Here is a 13437-nt window from a genome sequence, read left to right on the forward strand (position 1 = left end):
GACGGCGTCATGGGCGACGAGGACAAGGCCCAGCACAAGGCCGAAGAGCTCAAGGGCCAGGCCAAGGAGAAGGCGGGCGACGTCACCGGGAACGAGCAGTGGCAGGCCGAAGGCAAGGCCGACCAGGCCAAGGGCGGCTTCAAGCAGGCCGTGGAGAAGGTCAAGGACGCCGTGAAGGGGCGCTGAACCGGCTCCCGCCCCGCCGGGTGGCGGCCCCGCCGCCGCCCGGCGGCAGACCCCTGCGAGGAGGTATCGCGACCAGTGGCTGATCCGAAGAACGTCGCCGAGCACATCGTCGAACGACTGGGCGGCTGGGGCGCTCGCCGCTTCTACGGCTACCCGGGCGACGGCATCGGCGGGGTGATCGCCGCGCTGCGCACCGCTCCCGGCACCGAGTTCATCCAGGTCCGGCACGAGGAGACCGCGGGCTTCGCGGCGTGCGCGGACGTCAAGTACGGCGGCAGCGCACTCGGCTGCTGCGCCGTGACCAGCGGGCCCGGCGCGGTGCACGCGCTCAACGGGCTCTACGACGCGAAGCTCGACCACCAGCCGGTGGTGGCGCTGCTCGGGCACACCGCGAGCACCGCGCTCGGCGGCGGCTACTACCAGGAGATCGACCTGACGAACCTGTTCAAGGACGTCGCGGGCGACTTCTGCGAGCAGCTGGTGGAACCCAGCCAGGTCCGCCACCTCGTCGACCGGGCCTGCCGCACCGCGCTGGCGCACCGGACGGTGACGGCGCTGGTGCTGCCCAGCGATCTGCTGGAGCAGGCGGCCGTGCCGGAGCCGCCCGCCGAGCACGGCTACTACCGGACCTCCGCGGTGCCCAGCACCCCGGTCGCCGCCGCCGATCCGCGCGGCGTCGCGCAGGCCGCCGAGGTGCTCAACGCGGGGGAGAAGGTCGCGATCCTCGCGGGCGCGGGCGCGCACGGCGCGACCGAGGCGCTCACCGCCGTCGCCGACCGGCTCGGCGCGGGCGCGGCGAAGGCGCTGCTGGGCAAGACGGTCCTGGACGACGCGCTGCCGTGGGTCACCGGCCCCATCGGGCTGCTCGGCTCCACCGCCAGCTGGCACCTGATGCGCGAGTGCGACACGTTGCTGATCGTCGGCTCGACCATGCCCTACACCGAGTTCTACCCGGCACCGGGGCAGGCGCGGGCCGTGCAGATCGACGTGGACGGGGCGCGCTGCGGCACCCGGTACGACACCGAGGTGAACCTCGTCGGCGACGCCCGCGCGACCCTGGAGGCGCTGCTGCCGCAACTCGACGAACGCACCGGGCACACCTGGCGGAACCACGTCGCGCAGTGGACGCGGCGCTGGGACTCCTACAGCGAGAAGCGCGCCGACGCCGACACCAGCGGGCTCAACCCGGAACTGGTGGTGCGGGAGCTGTCCCGGCGGCTGCCGGACGACGTGATGGTCGCCGCCGACTGCGGCACCGCCACCAGCTGGTACGCCCGGGACCTGCAGATGCGGCCCGGCATGCTCGGCAGCCTCTCCGGCACGCTGCTGTCCATGGGCGGCGGGCTGCCGTACGCGCTGGCCGCGAAGTTCGCCCACCCGGAGCGGCCGGTGGTGGCGCTCGTCGGGGACGGGGCGATGCAGATGAACGGGGTCAACGAGCTGATCACCGTGGCGAAGTACTGGCCGGAGTGGGCCGATCCGCGGTTCACCGTGCTGGTGCTCGCCAACGACGACCTGTCCTACGTGACCTGGGAGACCAGGGCGATGCTCGGCGACAAGCCGTACCCGGAGGCCCAGCACCTGCCGCAGGTGCCGTACGCGAAGTGGGCCGAACTGCTCGGCCTGTCCGGGCACGAGCTGGACCGCGCCGACCAGGCCGGCGAGGTGTGGGACCGGGCGCTGCACGCCGACCGGCCGACGGTGGTCGACGCCCGGGTCGACCCGGCGGTGCCGCTGGTCCCGCCGCACGTCACCGTCTCGCAGGCGCTGAACACGGCCCGCTCGCAGGTGCGGGGCGATCCGGACGCGCTGCGCATCATCGCCGACGGGGTGCGGGAGACGATCGGCGCGAAGGCCCGATCGGTGCTCAGCGCGCCCCTCGACTGAACCCGCGCTCGCGTCGCCGCGACGGCACGAGCACGGCGACCAGTCCGCCGGAGGTCAGCAGCAGCGCCCCCGCCAGGCCCGCGATCAGCAGCCGCCGGTCCTGCCCGGCCCGCTGCACCTGCCGCTGGTCGTCGTAGCTGTTGAGCGTGCTGCCCGCGCTGGAGACCAGGCGGCACACCTGGTCCCGGCCCATGAGCTGCTCCCCGCACCGGACCGGACCGCCCCCCGTGGTGGCCAGCACCGCGCCGCCGCCCACCAGCAGCACGACGAGCACCGCGATCCCCGCACGCGCCAGTGACCCCATCGCGTCCCCCTCCGCCGGGTGTCCAGTGTGGTCTCGGCCCGGGCCCGGTGGGCAGGATCGCACCGGGGTGGTCGGCGGAAAGAGCTGGTCAACGGGGTGTGGCGGGTTTTCCGGTCCGGATCCGGTGCTCAGCCCACGAGCACGGACTCCGCGTGCTCGGCCTCGCGGTCGCGCGCGGCGTAGCGCAGCAGCGCCCAGGCGAACAGCAGCACCGCGGGCCCGCCCAGGCCGACCAGCCACGGCCAGGTCGTGGAGGTCCGCGCGGTCACCACGACCAGTTCGCCGCCGCCCGCGACGTCGGCGGGGTCCGACGGCACCAGCAGGTGGTCCGCCGGGGAGAACAGCTCGTTGTGCCTGCGGAAGTCCGCCAGGCCGCCCGGATAGGTGCGGCCGGTGCCGTCGATGAGCAGCGGCCGCGCCGCGGGCGCCGTGGCGACGTAGACGGTGCCGAGCTCCAGGCCGCCGTCCGCGTACCCCACCAGCACCGCCCGGCCGTGCAGCCGGGCGTCCGGCGCGTGCTCCGCCGCCGCCCGCCGCACCGCGCGGCCCGCGTCGCAGCGCGCCGCACCCCGGTCCCGCGCCTCGTTCGAGCCGCGCTCCTCGCCCGATGGGGGCTCCTCGCAGGGGAAGGCGCGGAACAGCTCCGCCGCCAGCTCGTCCGGGGTGTAGTAGGCCGCGAAGTCCGCGAGCCGATCCTCGCTGGTGCCTGCGGCGGGGAACCGGTCGTGCACCACCGCGGTGGAACCCAGGTAGTCCGCGAACAGGTCCGGTGGTTCCGCGGATCCGCAGGAACAGGTCGTGACCAGCACCGCGAGCACCGCGGTTCCGGTGGACAAGCGCATCATCGCTCCTCGGCGCGAGCCGACGGCGCGGGGACGCCGCCGCGCCGCTCGTCGCCGCCGAGACTGGCACGGGACCGGCGGGTCCAGTACCCGCTTTCGCAGGTAGTGGCGGGCCGGCGCTCCGGCTCAGTCGTCCGGAACGAGGCGTTTGCCCAGGTCCACGGCGTCGTACGGGGTGTAGCCGAGGCGTGCGTAGAAGTCCACGACCCCGGTGTTGTCCGGCCGGACCTGCAACTGCACCTTCGGGCAGCCCAGCGCCGCCAGCGCGGCCTCGGCCCGTTCGACGAGCGCGCGGCCCAGGCCGGTGCCGCGCTGCTCGTCGGCGACGGCCAGGTAGTGGATCCAGCCGCGATGACCGTCGTAACCGGCCATCGCGGAGCCGACCACGGCGCCGGAACCGTCCTCGGCGACGAAGAACAGCTCCGGCTGCACCGACCGCTTGCGCCGCACGTCGGCCCACGGGTCGTTCCAGGGGCGGGTCAGCCCCGCCGCCTGCCACAACGCCACCACCGCTCCGGTGTCGCCCTCGGCGAACGTCCTGATCCGCACCGCTCCCGCTCCTCCCGCCGTGTCCCGGCCGCACGGTACGCGGTCCACGGTGGACGGCGCTGCGGATTTTCCCGGCCGCGAGCGGGTTCGCCGGTGGTCAGGAGGCGTGCGGCACGGCGAGGCCTGCGGCGGCGAGCTCGGAGCGGGTGGCGTCCGGGGCGTAGCGGTGCAGCAGCTCCAGCCCGAGCTGCGCGCGGCGCACCCGTTCGCGGCCCAGCGCGATCGCGGTCGGGGTCAGGTGCGTGCCGCTCGGGTAGATGTTCGGGGCGTTGCGCAGCCCGAACTTCAGGTACACGGGTGCGGCGACCCGCACGATCTCGGCGATCTCGAAGTGCCGCACGAACCCGCCGAGGTCGTCCGGCGCCTCCACGTACACGTCCAGCGGCAGTTCGGTGGCAGCCCGGATGTCGGCGAGCTGCCGGAGGTCGAGGTCGGTGGGCACGTTGTAGCTGTTCGCGCCGAGCTCCTCCGCGATGCGCACCGAAGCCGGATTCGACAGTCCCATTTGGACACTGATCTTGAATTGCAGATCCGGTGGCAGCGCACCGGATTCGCGCATCCGGGACGCGGTCGCCAGCACGCCGAGGTCGGTGATCAGCACGCTGCGGATGCCCGCTTCGGCGGTCCGGCGGACGTCCTCCAGCGCGTGCACGAGTCCTTCGGTGCCGCGGGCCTGCGCGGCGACCGGCCCGCCGCCGCTCGTGGTGGCCAGCGCCCCGGTGCCCCAGGCGGCGACCGGGCGGGCGAACAGGCTCAGCTCCACCTGGGCGGCGGCCGCGGTGCGGGACATCGCGCCGAGTTCGGCGGCGGTGAGCAGCATCCCGCCGCTGCCCTGGGAGATCCGGTGCACCGGCACCTCGCGCGCCCGGGCTTCGTCCAGCACGGCGTCGAGCACCTCGGGACCTTCAGTGCTGGGGATCTCCACCCGGTACTGCGCGCCGTCCGGGAAGCGCTTCCCGCTGTCCGGCAGCTGCGGCCCGCCATCGGGAAGTCCTTGCGCCATCAGGAATTCGCGAGTCTCCCGCACCGGCCGCTCCGTTCGCCATGTCCGACAACGTCCGGCAACGCTATGGTCGGCGCGCCGAGCCGGTCAATCCGCCGCGGGCAGGATCGGCTCGTCCGTTCCGCCGCACGGATCGGCCCGGGGCACCACCCGTTCCGGCTCGGCGCGCGGGTCCTCCAGGTGGGTGCGCAGCAGCGCGTGCCGGAACTGGTACACGGGGCCGTGCCTGCGCAGCACGCCGCGTTCGTGGGCGTCGGTGAGGAACGCGATCGGCCGCCACGGCAACCTCCCGCGCAGCGGCAACCAGATGCGGCCGAACACGACCCACTCGCCCCAGGCGCTCCACGCGAGGATCGCCCCGAGACCGCCGCCGACCCCGCCCAGGACGCCGAAGTTGAGGCTGCTCAGCCACGTCCACACCAGCTCGAGCCCCCACAACCGGCCACTGAGCAGGTCCACCACCAGATATCCGCTGACACCGACGGACAGCCCGAACACCGGGCCGAACAGCAGCAGCTGGAACAGCGCGGCGCGGCGGTTGGCGGCCAGCAGCGCCTCGGGGCTGGCCGCCGCGCTGATGTCGATGGGGGCGTCGAACAGCGCCGCGAGGAACAGCACGAGCCCGGCGCCGAGGCCGAACATCGCCGCGAACAGCAGCCCGTCCACCACCGCGGTCGGCAGCACCGGTGCGCCGGTCAGGCCGGCGCGCACCAGCCCGGGCACGAACCCGCAGCAGAACCCGAACGCGGTCCCCAGCAGCAGCGCCACGGCGGCCCTGGTGGCGATCGTGCGCAAGGACCGGGAATCCGGCCTGCGCGGTCCGCGCCGGAACCGCAGGCGCACGTGCGAGGGCTGGACCGCGGCGCGCCGGATCACGAGCCCCGCACCGTGCGCCAGCCCGAACCCGGCCCCGGCGACCGCCCCGTTGAGGACGCCGTCCGCGGCGGCGGCGACCAGGCTCTCGGCCACGCCGCTTCCGCCCGCCACGTAGAGGAACCAGTGCCCGAGGAGCACCACCGCGCCCACCGCGACCCCGGTGACCAGGGCGACCACCAGCATCCGGGTGCGCCGGGGCAGGTCGTGGGCGATCTTCCACCAGGCGAGGTCCTGGGCGTCCCGCCGCGCGTGATCGTGCTCGCGGGCGTCCCGCCGGGCCAGGTGGGTGGCGAGGTACCGGAACCAGGGCTGCACCTGCCGCGACGTCCACGGCCTGCGCCACCGGATCGGCCGGGCGGTGGCGAGCTCGTCGTCGTAGGTGGTCGGGACGTACTTCTCCAGCAGGTGGCGCCGCAGCAGGGCCGGAGTCGGGAAGCGGGTGGTGTCGAGCAGTTCTTCCGGGCGGGCACCCGCTTCGCGGTACGCGGCGCGGGCCAGCGACGCCATCAGCGGATTCCGCAGCACGTGCCGCAGGTTCCGGGACGCCGCGTCGTGCGGCGGGTGCCGCAGGACCGGTTCCCAGCGGCGGCCCGCCTCGGTCCCGCTCCGCACCAGGTGCCGGGTCAGGTCGTGCTCGGCGAGTTCGTCGAGCCGGATCGCGGCGGCCGACTTCACCGGCTCGGATTCGGCCAGCAGGGCCGCGTACTCCTCTTCCCGGCTGGTCAGCAGCAGCGGTCCGTCGTGCCTGCTGAGCGCGTGCAGCGCGCTGCGGCGCCGGGGTTCGGCGATCTCGTCGAAGCCGTCGAGCACGGGCAGGACCAGTTCGGAATCGACCAGGTCCGCCGCCGTCCGCCGGCCGCCCGGTTGCGGGTAGTCGTGCGCGAGCCGATCGGCCAGCCAGTGCTGGAGGTCGACCTCGCGCGGGTCCCAGGAGCCGAGGTCGAAGCGGACCGGAACCGGTCGGCGGACCTGCCCGCGCCCGTCCAGCATCCGCAGCACGAAGTCGACGGTGAGCACCGTCTTGCCGGATCCGGCGGGACCCAGCACCACGAGCCGTCCGGACGGCACCTTGCGGTAGGTCGGCACGATGCCGCGCCGCTCCTCGTCGAACACGCCGGAGAGGTCGATGGCGGATTCCCGGTCGCGGTGCAGCTCCGCCGGTGCGGCGGCCCACCGCACCGGGAGCGCGTCGTGCTCGCGCAGCACCCGCTCCTTCTCCCGCTTCCAGCGGGTGCGCACCTCCCGCGCCAGCACGCGCAGCGGCTCGTCGAGCGCGGTCGGCCGATCGAGCCCGATGGACCGGGCCGGGTCGCCGTGCAGCACGCCGGTCTGGATCAAGGTCTCCACCCGGGCGCCGTCGCCGAGGCGGACGGTGTTCTCCACCCGATCGGCGGCTGGGCCGGAGCGCTCGTCAGAACCCGACATCCCACGAACCTCCCCGGAGGGCGGCCCCGTCCGCCCCGGAAGGACAAGGTCCCACAACTCGGCGGCGCTGAACACGGCCGCGCTGCGACCGGATCACCGGAAAACTCCTCAGTATATGCCGAAAGCAGTGGGAGTTCGCGCGCTGGTGCGGAATGTTGCCGCCGCGATCACCCGACTGGCCGCTGGAGCCCGGCGTCCGGCCTTGGTTCGCTCAGCACGGCACCCGCCCAGGGGAGGCGGGTCGACATCAGACGGGGGACCCTGATGCGAACCGAACACCGCACCGCGCCGCGCCGCTGGGCCGCGGCACTGATCGCGCTCACCGCCACCGCCGCGCTCACCGGGCCCGCGGCGCACGCCGCACCCGCGACGCCGCACTTCGCCGACGGGCACGGGATCACCGTCGTCGGGCAGCCGGAATGGCACAGCGAGCGGACGTTCACCATCACCGTCCGCACCGACCAGGTGCCGGAACACCCGCCGCTGCCGGGCCAGGTCTCCGGCGAGCACGTCGTCATGGTGACGCTGCCCGACGGTTACGACGGCACCACCCGCTACCCGGTGCACTACACGCTGCACGGCTCGCCGGAATACCCGAACGCCGTGCAGAACATGGAGATCACCGAGGAGGCCACCGCAGGCGTCCCGCTGATCACCGTGGAGCCCAACGGCGGCGGTCGCGGCTGGTACACCAACTGGGTGGCGCCGGGGAGCTCCGGCGTGCAGCACTGGGAGACCTTCCACCTCGACCAGCTGATCCCGCTGATCGACGACAACCTCGCCACCATCGCCACCCGCGAGGGCCGGGCCATCTCCGGGCACTCGATGGGCGGGTTCGGCGCGTTCCACTACGCCGAGCACCGGCCCGACCTGTTCCGCTACGTCGGCAGCTTCTCCGGCGACCTCGACCTGCTGAACCCGGAGATGCGGGCCGCGGTCACCGCGTCGGCGCTGTGGGACGGCGCGGGAACCCCGCTCGACCCGCCGGAAGCGATCTTCGGGTCGCCGGTGTGGCCGAACGACGGCATCTGGAACGCGCAGAGCCCCGCGCAGCACGTCGGAGCGCTGCGCGGCATGGGAGTCGCGATCTACGCGGGCAACGGCGGGAACCTGCTGGAGGACCCGGTCCTGGCCATCGCGGAGAACCGGGTGCGGGAGACCGCGGTGGTCACCGCGGCGAACCTCGCGGCGGCGGGCATCCCGCACGACTTCCTCGACTACGGCGACGGCAGCGGCTGGGGCGAGGGGTGCAACGGCAAGCACGCCCAGCGGGCCTGCCTGCAAGCCGACCACGACGACTACGTCGGCCGCATCATGGACGTCCTGCAGCACCCCTAGCCGCGGGAGGTGAACGGCCCGGCGGGTGGGCCGTTCACCCCGGCGAACTCACACCAGGAAGTGGAACAGCGGGCTGTCCGGGGGAACCTGCTGGATGCGGTGCGGGATCGCTTCCATGCGCTTGAGGATCGGGTCCAGGTTCTCGGGGGCGCCGAGTTCGAGGCCGACCAGGGCGGGGCCGGTCTCCCGGTTGTTGCGCTTGACGTACTCGAACAGGGCGATGTCGTCGTCCGGGCCGAGCACGTCGTCCAGGAACCGGCGCAGTGCACCGGGTTCCTGCGGGAACTCGACGAGGAAGTAGTGCTTGCGCCCTTCGAACACGAGCGCCCGCTCCACGATCTCCGCGTACCGGCTCACGTCGTTGTTGCCGCCGGAGATCAGCGACACCACCGTCGAACCCGGCGCGAGCCCGAGGTCCTGGGCGAGCGCGGCGGGCGACAGCGCGCCCGCGGGTTCGCTGATGATGCCGTCCGACTGGTACAGGTCGAGGATCTCGACGCAGATCTGCCCCTCCGGCACGGCCACCAGCTCCGGCGGGTCGAGCGCGGCGATGGCGTGCGGGTTGCGGCCGACGACGCGCACCGCGGCGCCGTCCACGAACGGATCCAGATCGTCCACAGGGGACGGTTCGCCGCGGTCGATGGCGAGCGCCATGCTCGCCGCGCCCTGCGGTTCGGCGCCGATCACCCGCACCTGCGGGTGGTTCTCCCGCAGCCAGGCGAGGGTGCCCGCGAGCAGCCCGCCACCGCCGACGGGCACCACCACCGCGTCGGGGGCCTTGCCGAGCTGCTGCACGACCTCGCGGATCACGGTGCCCTGACCGGCGATGGTGCGCGGGTCGTCGAACGCGGGGATGAGCGTCATGCCGCTGTCGGCCGCGTCGGCGCGGGCCGCGGCGTCGGCGTCGTCGTAGGTGTCGCCGAGCACGATGACCTCGACGTGGCTGCCGCCGAAGCGGGCCACCCGCTGCCGCTTCTGCCGCGGCGTGGTGCGCGGCAGGTACACGCGGGCGGAGACGCCGAGCGACTCGCAGGCGAACGCCACGCCCTGCGCGTGGTTGCCCGCGCTGGCGCACACGACGCCGCGCTCGCGCTGTTCCGCGGAGAGCTGGCTGATGAAGTTGTACGCCCCGCGCACCTTGTAGGACCGCACCGGCGTGAGGTCCTCCCGCTTGAGCCACACGTCGAGCCCGTGCCGGGTGGAGAGCCGTTCGTTGTGCTGCAGCGGGGTCGGGGGGATCGTCGTGCTGAACCGCTGGGCCGCGGCGTCCACGTCCGCGGCGCGCACCGGGCTTGGCGACACGTCGTCGACCTCCTGTCGGGTGTGTCGGTGTTGGGGCACGGGTCCGAGCATGGTCCTGCCGGTCGCGCGGCCCGGCGGCGGGGGTGGGCCCGCGCGGCCGTGTTCGGCCGCTTCGGTGACGCTGCGCACAGGATCTGCTGCTCGTATCACCCGATGTGGAGCCGATCCGATGCGGACGGTCGTCGGTGGTGACCCTGTGCGTCGATCTCCCAGTGCATGGGAATCCTGAACACCGCTCGCATTCCACCTGGTGGACGTCCCGGGCTCGGCGGGCCGTCTGCAATGCCCGTTTCGCCGGATCGGTGCTCGGTCTCCGGGACGACCCCGGCAGCGGCCGCGAGATCCACCCGGAATCCGTTGCGGTACCGCCGAACGCGCGGTCCACCGCCGAGAAAACCGGGAAATTTCCAGGAGATCCGACCGCGCCGCGGCGACCTACGATGATCCGGACCTGCCCGCCCGCGCCATCCGGCCGGGGAAGTGCCGCGACGCAAGGGGAATCGATGCTCGGGACGTTCACGCGCCGGACCTGGTGGACCGCGCTGGCTGCGACCGCGGCCCTGCTGCTCGCCCCCGCCACCGCCGGTGCCGACGAGTCCGGCGGCAAGGGCGTCAGCGTGAACCCGGGCGACGGCGTGGACCAGGCGCTGCGCGACGTCGGCGCCGACTGGTACTACGGCTGGGCCGCCGACCCGCAGGGCGTCACCGCACCCGACGGCGTCGAATTCGTGCCGATGATCTGGGGCGCCGACTCGGTGAACCAGCAGGACCTGGACGCGGCGAAGCAGTCCGGGTCGACGCTGCTCACCTTCAACGAACCGGACTTCGACGAGCAGGCCGGGATGAGCGTCGAGCAGGCCCTCGACCTGTGGCCGCAGCTGGAGGAGACCGGGATGCGGCTGAGCGCACCCGCCGTCGCCACCGGCGCCGACCAGGACGGCGGCTGGCTCGACCGGTTCCTGCGCGGTGCCGACGAGCGCGGCCTGCGCGTCGACTTCATCCCGCTGCACTGGTACGGCGGCGATTTCTCCCCGCAGGCCACCGATCAGCTCCGCGACTACGTGCAGGCCGTGCACGACCGCTACGGGAAGCCGGTGTGGGTCACCGAGTACGCGCTCATCGACTTCGCCGGCGACACCCCGCGCTACCCGGACGCGCAGCAGCAGGCGGACTTCGTGCGCGATTCCGCGGCGATGCTCGACGGGCTGCCGTTCGTGGAGCGCTACGCCTGGTTCACCCTCTCCACCGGCACCAGTCCCACCGGTCTCTACGACGGCGCGCAGGCCAACGCCAGCGGCACCGCCTACCGCGACGCCCCCTGATCGGCGGAGCCCGCCCGCCGCGGCAGGACGAGGACGAGCGACAGCACGGTGACCAGTCCGAGGCTGCCCATGCTCAGCACCTGGTCGAGCAGGCCGTACATGGTCAGCATCGTGCTGTGGAAGCCGAAGTGCAGCGCGTTGAACACCAGCCACGCCGCACCGGCCGCCCTGGTCAGCGCCGCGTCGTCGATCCGCCGCAGCGCGGCGGCGCTGAGCACCGCCAGCGCGAGGAACATCGCGCCCACGTCCCGCGCCAGGTGCTCGTTGTACGGGCCCGTCCGCGGCAGCCAGTCCAAGCCGAAACCGGGGAACGAACCGTGCCAGGACGCCGGCGCGGCGAACGCCCACACCCCGGTGCCGGCTCCCACCAGCAGCAGGACCACCAGGCACGCGCGGTCGACCCGGATCTTCACCGGCATGGCACCTCCCGGGTCTCGGGCCGTCATCGGTCGGCGAGCGCGTCGAAGGCGCGGCGCACGTGCCACACCAGGTCCAGGCGCAGCGCCCCGTCCAGGGTGAGCCAGCGGTGCTCGTCGTGCTCTTCCGGTGCGGTGGTGACCACCTGCGCCGCCGGATCCGCTTCGACGCCGTGGAAGGTGACCGTGTGGAAGCAGATCGGCCTGCCGCGAGTGTCGGCGTTGCTGAAGCGCGCCAGTTCGTCGGTGGCGCGGACGACCAGCCCGGTCTCCTCGGCGGCCTCGCGTCCGGCGGCGGCGCGCAGGTCCTCGCCCGGCTCGACGGTGCCGCCCGGCAGGTCCCACCTGCCGCCGAGGTAGCGGTCGGCGCCGCGCTTGAGCACCAGGTAGCGGCCGGAGCGCGCCACCAGCACGTGCGCGACCCAGCGGTGGTCGTCGAACCGGAGTCCGTCGTCGAGCGTCATCCCTCGTCTCCCGTTGCCGCGGCGGATACGGGCCCAGCTTGGCACTGCGAGCTTGAGGACGGGGCCGGAACGCGAGGACGGGGCGGGTTCCGGTGATCCACGGGGGCCGGGGCACGAGCCCGGCGCTCCGCCGGGGGAGGATGGGGGCATGGTCGAGCAGAGTCTCTGGATGCAGAAGGTCGCCGCCGATCCGGGGCACTCGGACTGGTACGTCGAGCGGATGCGCGGCCTGGCCCGCGCCGGTGACGACCTGGCGGGTGAGGCGCGGCTGGTGGACGCGCTGGTGCCGCGCGGCGCGCGCGTCCTCGACGCGGGCTGCGGGCCCGGCCGGGTCGGTGCCGCGCTCGCGGCGGCCGGGCACGAGGTGGTCGGCGTCGACGTGGACCCGACGTTGATCACCGCCGCCGAGCAGGACCACCCGGGGCCGCGCTGGATCGTCGAGGACCTCGCCGAACTGGACCTCCCGGCTCGCGGGATCGGCGAGCCGTTCGACGCGATCGTCTGCGCCGGGAACGTGCTCGCGTTCCTCGCGCCCGCCACCCGCCGCGAGGTGCTGCGCCGTTTCCGCGCGCACCTGGCGCCGGAGGGGCGGGTGGCCGCCGGGTTCGGCGCGGGCCGCGGGTACGAGTTCGACGAGTTCTTCGCGGACGTGGCCGCCGCCGGTCTGGAGCTGGACCTGGCGCTGTCCACCTGGGACGTGCGACCGTTCACACCGGACTCGCAGTTCGTGGTGGCCCTGCTGCGCCGCTGAACCCCGATTCGGCCGAACGCCGGGGCCGGATGGGTAGAACTGCTCATGCGGCGGGGGCCGCCACGCCGGGATAGTGAAGATCGAAGCACTTGATCCACTTCTCTGGGAGGCTCACCCCATGCACGGCGCACGGCGCATCCCGGCCACCGAAGCCCTCCACCGGTACCTGCTCAACCCGGCGGGACTGGGCTACCTGGCGCTGGTCGCCCTGGTGTGGGCGTGGATCGCGCTCGACGTGCTGCTGTTCGAGCACGCCGACAACAGCCTCGTCGGCATGTGGGGATTCCTCGTCACCGCACCGACTTCGCTGGTGTTCGTGCAGCTGTCCGGGCCCGCGCTGTGGGGTGGCGTGCTGCTCGCCGCCGTCCTGCAGGCCCTGCTGCTCGGCGTCACCTACGCCGGCGTCCCGACCAAGCGGACCCGCACCCGCAAGCGCCGCACCGGCACCACCGCGAAGGCGAAGACCGCACCGAAGACCAAGACCGCCGCGAAGACGAAGACCACCCCGAAGCGCCGCCCCCAACCCGCCAGGCGAACCCCCGCCCCCCGAGCCCGCGCCGCCACCGGAGCCCGCTAGTCCACTGTGGACTAACCGGGAAGCGTGGTCCGTCAGCGCTCCGGGGTCGGCCGGGCGAGCAGCATCTTCTGGGCGAGGTGGGCGAGTTCTCGGGTGCGCACCAGCGCCACCATGTCGTGCAGGGGTTCGCGGAAGCCGACGGTGCGCAGGGCGCGAGGGAAGCCGGGCCCGTCGGCGACGGCGCGGGCGACGATG

The 13437-nt window shown here is 73.6% G+C and carries 14 protein-coding genes; 6 read left to right on the forward strand and 8 right to left on the reverse strand.

Features of this window, described 5'->3' with window-relative positions; all coding sequences use genetic code 11:
* Nucleotides 1–9 precede the first annotated feature (9 nt).
* Nucleotides 10–186, forward strand: coding sequence for a CsbD family protein (locus AC29IT_RS09070; protein WP_224955812.1), 177 nt, complete (start codon nt 10–12; stop codon nt 184–186).
* A 75-nt stretch (nt 187–261) separates the two neighbouring features.
* Nucleotides 262–2073, forward strand: coding sequence for a thiamine pyrophosphate-requiring protein (locus tag AC29IT_RS09075; protein ID WP_488218402.1), 1812 nt, complete (start codon nt 262–264; stop codon nt 2071–2073).
* On the opposite strand, the gene AC29IT_RS09080 is transcribed toward AC29IT_RS09075, so the two are convergent.
* From AC29IT_RS09080 to AC29IT_RS09100, 5 genes are all read right to left on the reverse strand, one after another.
* Complete coding sequence (locus AC29IT_RS09080; RefSeq protein ID WP_488218403.1) at nt 2054–2377, reverse strand: hypothetical protein; 324 nt, start codon at nt 2375–2377, stop codon at nt 2054–2056. The genes AC29IT_RS09075 and AC29IT_RS09080 overlap by 20 nt on opposite strands.
* 128 nt (nt 2378–2505) lie before the next feature.
* The gene (locus tag AC29IT_RS09085; protein WP_488218404.1) at nt 2506–3213 is read right to left on the reverse strand and encodes a hypothetical protein; all 708 of its coding nucleotides are present in this window, start codon (nt 3211–3213) and stop codon (nt 2506–2508) included.
* Nucleotides 3214–3345: 132 nt separating this feature from the next.
* Nucleotides 3346–3768, reverse strand: coding sequence for a GNAT family acetyltransferase (locus AC29IT_RS09090; RefSeq protein WP_358440122.1), 423 nt, complete (start codon nt 3766–3768; stop codon nt 3346–3348).
* 97 nt (nt 3769–3865) lie between these two features.
* Complete coding sequence (locus tag AC29IT_RS09095) at nt 3866–4795, reverse strand: U32 family peptidase (protein ID WP_488218405.1); 930 nt, start codon at nt 4793–4795, stop codon at nt 3866–3868.
* A gap of 63 nt (nt 4796–4858) precedes the next feature.
* A complete protein-coding gene (locus AC29IT_RS09100; RefSeq protein ID WP_488218406.1) occupies nt 4859–7072 on the reverse strand; it encodes an NACHT domain-containing protein in 2214 nt (737 codons plus the stop codon).
* A 264-nt stretch (nt 7073–7336) separates the two neighbouring features.
* Here AC29IT_RS09100 and AC29IT_RS09105 point away from each other — a divergent pair, with 264 nt between their 5' ends.
* Nucleotides 7337–8410: an alpha/beta hydrolase gene (locus tag AC29IT_RS09105; protein WP_358440131.1), complete on the forward strand. Its 1074-nt coding sequence runs from the start codon at nt 7337–7339 to the stop codon at nt 8408–8410.
* Nucleotides 8411–8458: 48 nt separating this feature from the next.
* Here AC29IT_RS09105 and ilvA read toward each other — a convergent pair whose 3' ends face one another.
* Nucleotides 8459–9697, reverse strand: coding sequence for a threonine ammonia-lyase IlvA (gene ilvA, locus AC29IT_RS09110; RefSeq protein ID WP_358440155.1), 1239 nt, complete (start codon nt 9695–9697; stop codon nt 8459–8461).
* A gap of 518 nt (nt 9698–10215) precedes the next feature.
* Here ilvA and AC29IT_RS09115 point away from each other — a divergent pair.
* Nucleotides 10216–11034, forward strand: coding sequence for a glycoside hydrolase family protein (locus tag AC29IT_RS09115; protein WP_488218407.1), 819 nt, complete (start codon nt 10216–10218; stop codon nt 11032–11034).
* On the opposite strand, the gene AC29IT_RS09120 is transcribed toward AC29IT_RS09115, so the two are convergent.
* Together AC29IT_RS09120 and AC29IT_RS09125 are read right to left on the reverse strand one after the other, a co-directional pair.
* Nucleotides 11016–11453, reverse strand: coding sequence for a hypothetical protein (locus AC29IT_RS09120; RefSeq protein WP_488218408.1), 438 nt, complete (start codon nt 11451–11453; stop codon nt 11016–11018). The two genes, AC29IT_RS09115 and AC29IT_RS09120, sit on opposite strands and share 19 nt — an antisense overlap.
* 23 nt (nt 11454–11476) lie before the next feature.
* Entirely contained in the window at nt 11477–11914 is a 438-nt protein-coding gene (locus tag AC29IT_RS09125) for an NUDIX hydrolase (protein ID WP_488218409.1), read from the reverse strand.
* A 148-nt stretch (nt 11915–12062) separates the two neighbouring features.
* Here AC29IT_RS09125 and AC29IT_RS09130 point away from each other — a divergent pair, with 148 nt between their 5' ends.
* Nucleotides 12063–12665 (forward strand): class I SAM-dependent methyltransferase, encoded by a 603-nt coding sequence (locus tag AC29IT_RS09130; protein ID WP_488218410.1) that lies wholly within the window; start codon nt 12063–12065, stop codon nt 12663–12665.
* A gap of 118 nt (nt 12666–12783) precedes the next feature.
* Nucleotides 12784–13242 (forward strand): SCO4225 family membrane protein, encoded by a 459-nt coding sequence (locus AC29IT_RS09135; protein ID WP_488218411.1) that lies wholly within the window; start codon nt 12784–12786, stop codon nt 13240–13242.
* Nucleotides 13243–13437: the final 195 nt, after the last annotated feature.

The organism is Saccharopolyspora sp. MMCC62 (genome assembly GCF_057736575.1).

Bases quoted from the DNA above. Each gene is read 5' to 3' on its own strand.
- AC29IT_RS09070 (WP_224955812.1), top strand. From the start codon at position 10: ATGGGCGACGAGGACAAGGCCCAGCACAAGGCCGAAGAGCTCAAGGGC.
- AC29IT_RS09080 (WP_488218403.1), bottom strand. From the start codon at position 2,377: ATGGGGTCACTGGCGCGTGCGGGGATCGCGGTGCTCGTCGTGCTGCTG.
- AC29IT_RS09100 (WP_488218406.1), bottom strand. From the start codon at position 7,072: ATGTCGGGTTCTGACGAGCGCTCCGGCCCAGCCGCCGATCGGGTGGAG.
- AC29IT_RS09105 (WP_358440131.1), top strand. From the start codon at position 7,337: ATGCGAACCGAACACCGCACCGCGCCGCGCCGCTGGGCCGCGGCACTG.
- AC29IT_RS09115 (WP_488218407.1), top strand. From the start codon at position 10,216: ATGCTCGGGACGTTCACGCGCCGGACCTGGTGGACCGCGCTGGCTGCG.
- AC29IT_RS09120 (WP_488218408.1), bottom strand. From the start codon at position 11,453: ATGCCGGTGAAGATCCGGGTCGACCGCGCGTGCCTGGTGGTCCTGCTG.
- AC29IT_RS09125 (WP_488218409.1), bottom strand. From the start codon at position 11,914: ATGACGCTCGACGACGGACTCCGGTTCGACGACCACCGCTGGGTCGCG.
- AC29IT_RS09130 (WP_488218410.1), top strand. From the start codon at position 12,063: ATGGTCGAGCAGAGTCTCTGGATGCAGAAGGTCGCCGCCGATCCGGGG.
- AC29IT_RS09135 (WP_488218411.1), top strand. From the start codon at position 12,784: ATGCACGGCGCACGGCGCATCCCGGCCACCGAAGCCCTCCACCGGTAC.